Here is a 4,647-nt window from a genome sequence, read left to right as displayed (position 1 = left end):
TGCTGTCAGCATGGTAATCCCAAAAGCCCAACTCGCATGAAACGGACGTACAAGATTCATCTCACATAGAGGCTGAAGTGCTTTAAAAGCCGCATAAAAACAAACGAGTGCGCCTATGGATGCGAGTACCCAATGGTTTTTGTTCTGAAACTGCGGCGAAAAAGCTACAATGTAAAACGACAAAATAGTAAGCGACATGCAAATAGCCGCTAAAAATCCAAAATTTCTTGCGTTTTTTACGGTTTGGGCTCTATTTTCGGTCAAATTTTGTTCGTTTTCGCTCATCTTACTCCCCCTTTATCATAAGTCCAGGCGTATAGATAAAATGCAGTCGGCAGCACGTAGAGTATCGCGATGGCTAGCGCTGCAAGCAGTATGGAAAAGACCGGCCAATAGCCCGCGGATAGCATTATCTGCAGCGCAAAGGCGATAATAAAGCTAGCGATAGCGAAAAATACGTAGGTCTTAAAAAGATCGTTTTCCGTAATCTTTACAAGGCTGAAATTTAACTTAGCCCAAAGGACGGCTAGATAGACGGCAATAGCCAGTATAAAAAGCCCCGCCAGCCCAGTACCAGCAGTAGCAGGTCGGTCCTCTATGCCGCGTATAAAGCCAAACGCTATACCAACTGCCGCAAATACGATAGATACAAAAATCATCTGTTTATAGATGCTAAGCACGTCGGCGTCGTAGATCTCCTCCAACTTTTTAAGCGCATACCACATATAAACGGCTGCGGCGAGAAAAAGCATGAAATTTACCGAGCCTTCAAGCAGTTTTATCAGCTGCTCTTGCGCTTCGCTGTGAGGCCGCGTAAATATCAGATAAAGCTTGGCAAAAAACGATACGGCAACGGTCGCTAGCATAAGCTGGCACGAGATGATACCCTGCTTTTTGGCTATTTTTAGCGTTTCTTGTTCGTAAGATTTTTCATGCGCGTTTTCTTTTTTGGTTAGGATTTTATTTGTGCGGCTTTGATCGGCGTCAAATTTGAGCTCCGTCGCTCGCTCGTGTTGAGCGCTAAAATTTGGTTCGTTTGCGCTTTGGGCGTTTAAATTTGGCCTATCGCCGTGCTGGTTGGTCAAATTTATCTCAATTTCGTCTTGCTCGTTTGAGAAATTTTCTACACTGATCCACGCCGCGAGTAATACGCCCGAAGTCGCTAAATCAAAAAGCGCATTTGTGAGAGGTGCAAATTTGACGGCGGGAGCGATGATGGCGGGCGAGAGGACCTCTAGCAAGCCGTAGATGAAGTTTGCGCCAATGCTAGCGGCGAGCATCCACGCGTAAATGCTAAAAAGCGCGCAGCCCGAGGCCTTTGCGAGCTTGAGATTTATGACGACCCACACGATAGAGACGGCAAATACTGCAAGCGGGATGATGACGCGGGAGATGAGCTTGAGATAATTTTCGTCAAAAACATAGAGCGCGATCGTGCAGAGGATCACTGCTAAAAAGCCGTTGTAGGCGTATTTAAAGATAGTAAAGACGTTTGAGTTTGATAGCTCCTGCGCGCGGATGAGCGCATAGTGGAAAAACGTCAGCGCAAACAGCCACGCTAGCGTGCGAACGGTCCAAAACAGGCTCTGATCGCTCGCTAGAAAACTCGCGCTCGCACACAGGATACAAACTGCGCCGAGGATACCTTGAGTTCTTGCTTTATTAAAATTTCTATCCATTTTTCTCTTTCGGTGGTTTTGGTTTTAAATTTATAAAATTTGGCACTCAAATTTGCGTCAAATTTGACAACATATAAAAAAGAGAAAATATACATAAATTTGTTTTAAACGGTTATTAAATTATTATGTAGGAACTATGGTCCTTAAGGTGAAAAAGTTTTTTAAAATTTTATGACTTTTTAATTCTAACTATTTAAAACCACTAAAAGCAATTTTTAATTTGCTTTTAGTGGTGTGAGATTTATTTTTTTCTATCGTTATATTCTGATATCCATTCGTCCCAGCTATCGGCTACTTTATGTTTTTGATCCGCAAGCATTTTACCTAGATCGTAATGCCCTACGTGTTTATGGCAGCCCGTGCATTTCATATAATCATCGGTATCTTTTAATTCGATATATTTTGCATGCATTTTGCTGATATTTCTCGTTGCGTTTGCGTCTGAAATTTTGATAATATCGCCGTGACACTGTAAGCAGGAGCTATCAAAAGTATAATTTTTTCTAGCGTGCTCTCTGTTTGTTATCCAATCTTTTTCTTTGGGGTCTTTAAAGAGTACGGTTATCCCTTCTGAAATACCGTTTTTTGCTTTAGCAAAGATATAGCTAGCTAGATTATCGTGAGGTAAATGACAATCGGTACATTTTATCCCAAGTCCTTTTGGATTTGAGCCGCCGTGAACCGGGTCGGCTAAATTTGTTTGGGCTATGGCCCCGTTCTACTCCTGGCAACTACCGCAAAACGGGTATTCTCCAGTTACTTTTACGACTTTATATCCGCCAAATACAATTACGAGAGTTACTATAGAAGTAACTATAACGGTTTTAAATAATATCTTTTTCATCTTAATATCTCACTTTACTACTAGTTTTTTCATCGATTCTTGCGTATGACAGCGTAGGCACATATTTACGGTCGGCTTATGTGCTTTGTGACACGTGTCGCAGTCGAGCGATTCGTAATGCGGATTTGCATGAATATTGTCGTTGTGCCCGAGCGCTCCGGTAGCTTGAGCCAAACCAGCGTAACTGCCGTGGCACTTTAGACATGATTCATTCATCGCGGAAGAATATTCCTTAACGTCACCCTCTTTATGGCAATCTTTGCAGTCAAGACCTAGTTTTTTATGGGTACCTTTTATCGGGAAAGATTTCTAGCTAAAATCAGTTACGATTTCGCCTTGAGAATTTCTTAAAATATCGCTTAGGCTGGCGGTAGAATTTATATCAAAGGCATAAATTTGCGTTACTATAAATAATAAAATAAATAAAAATCCTTTCATTACGCACCTCTTTTTTCGTTATAGATTTCGGCTAGTTTAACGCCTGCTCTTTTTCCGTAAACCAAGCAGTCTAACACGGCATTTGATCCAAGTCTATTAAAGCCGTGTCTACCACCGGTTAGCTCGCCGCAGGCATATAGATTTTTGATGATCTTCATGTCGTTATTATAAACTTCGCAGTCTATCGTAGTTTTCACGCCGCCCATACAATGATGAACTTTGGGCCCTGGCCTAGAGGCAAAAAACGGCGGTTTTTCTACTTTTATGAATTTTCCTTTATAGGCTGAAAAATTTCGTTTAAATTCGGGATCTTTGTAATCTTTATCTTTCGAGGCTTCATCTACAAACGAATTGTATCTTTTGAGCTGATCCAAAAAAGGCTCTTTATTGATATGATAGTACTCGATAAGCTCATCCATCGTGTCAAATTTTTTAACGGCGCCTACGCTTAGTCCGCGCTGAAAGTCTTTAATATCGACGGTTTTCGTACCTTCTATATCCATAATCAAAATAGGATGATTGGTTCCATTCTCATTCATTGCCCAGATAGCATCAGAGCCTACTTTTCTGTCGGCTATTTCATTTACGAAGCGCAGTCCTGTTTTTGGATTTACTATTATACCGTAGGCGTATCCGCGAGTAATCCAGCGATACGCAAAACCGAAAAACGGCTCATCGGCAGAGGTGACGTGCATGCGTTGGATATATTGCATGTCTATAAATTTGACGTTATCTTTTATAAGTTTTTGCACGGTGTATGCGGTTGCGCCTAAGTGATTCGTGGTGAGCACGTCGGCTCTTAAGGCAGGGTCGAAAATTTGTCTAAATTTTATATCTGCGCCCCAGCCTCCCGTAGCGAGTATTAGCCCTCCGTAGCATCTGTAAAATTTTACTTGCCCGCTTTTATTGTCGTTTTCGTCAAAACCTATTTCGAAATTAAATTCATACTTCTCGCGAACTTTAATGCCGACTACTTCGTCATTGTCGTCAAATATAATATCATCCATTATCACTCTGGTTCTAATAATGCCGCCTCTATTTAAAATTTGCCTTTGAAGCGGGCGGGTTATATAGCTTCCGGCGCCAGCAGAGTGCGATCTGGGAACGGTATGACCTCCGCTCCTACTAACCCATTTAAAATTTACGCCGTTTTCTACGAGCCAATCAAATGTTTTTGGTCCCTCGTAAACCATCTCTTTTACGAGTTTTACGTCGTTTAGATCATGTCCGCTTTTTAAAGTATCTTTTATCTGTAGTTCGGGATCGTCTTTTATATTCTCTCTTTTTTGGATAGGGGTTCCGGCAACGGCCATCGATCCTCCGCTATATGCAGAGTTTCTGCCCAAATACTGCATTTTTTCTATCATTATGCAGTTGGTTATGCCGTTGTCTAACAAAGAAAGCATTGCCGCAGAGCCGGCAAAGCCGCTTCCGACTACTATAGCGTCAAATTTTTCGTCCCAACGTTCGATATCTTTTGCTCTAATGGAGCCAAAAGCTAAATTCGGCGAAGCTATGGCTACAGAACAACAGGCAAAAGTTTTTAGAGTCTTGCGTCTATTTGTCAAACATGTATTCTCCTTTACGTAAAATTTAATATTATTAAATAAATCTTTAGGAGAAATATTAATATAATTTTTTTCTGCTTATTTATGATAAAATATGTCTATTTTTGATAAAGCATTT

Annotated in this window: 6 protein-coding genes; all 6 read right to left on the bottom strand. The window is 41.1% G+C overall.

Features of this window, described 5'->3' with window-relative positions:
* A partial coding sequence (locus tag Q0546_RS04130) for a hypothetical protein (RefSeq protein WP_298790789.1) occupies nucleotides 1–285 on the bottom strand: 285 nt, incomplete at its 3' end.
* Entirely contained in the window at nucleotides 282–1,679 is a 1,398-nt protein-coding gene (locus Q0546_RS04125) for a hypothetical protein (RefSeq protein ID WP_298790788.1), read from the bottom strand. The genes Q0546_RS04130 and Q0546_RS04125, both read right to left, overlap by 4 nt.
* Nucleotides 1,680–1,920: 241 nt before the next feature.
* The gene (locus tag Q0546_RS04120; protein ID WP_298790791.1) at nucleotides 1,921–2,388 is read right to left on the bottom strand and encodes a NapC/NirT family cytochrome c; all 468 of its coding nucleotides are present in this window, start codon (nucleotides 2,386–2,388) and stop codon (nucleotides 1,921–1,923) included.
* 144 nt (nucleotides 2,389–2,532) lie between these two features.
* Entirely contained in the window at nucleotides 2,533–2,820 is a 288-nt protein-coding gene (locus Q0546_RS04115) for a cytochrome c3 family protein (RefSeq protein ID WP_298790790.1), read from the bottom strand.
* 12 nt (nucleotides 2,821–2,832) lie between these two features.
* Nucleotides 2,833–2,961 (bottom strand): hypothetical protein, encoded by a 129-nt coding sequence (locus Q0546_RS04110; protein WP_298790786.1) that lies wholly within the window; start codon nucleotides 2,959–2,961, stop codon nucleotides 2,833–2,835.
* The gene (locus Q0546_RS04105) at nucleotides 2,961–4,529 is read right to left on the bottom strand and encodes a flavocytochrome c (RefSeq protein ID WP_298790784.1); all 1,569 of its coding nucleotides are present in this window, start codon (nucleotides 4,527–4,529) and stop codon (nucleotides 2,961–2,963) included. The genes Q0546_RS04110 and Q0546_RS04105 overlap by 1 nt, the downstream gene beginning before the upstream one ends.
* Nucleotides 4,530–4,647 lie beyond the last annotated feature (118 nt).

The sequence above is a fragment of the uncultured Campylobacter sp. genome (assembly GCF_937997465.1).
GTDB lineage: Bacteria > Campylobacterota > Campylobacteria > Campylobacterales > Campylobacteraceae > Campylobacter_A.
The sequence above is the reverse complement of the archived record's forward strand: the minus strand, read 5'-3'. Positions and strand labels throughout refer to the sequence as shown.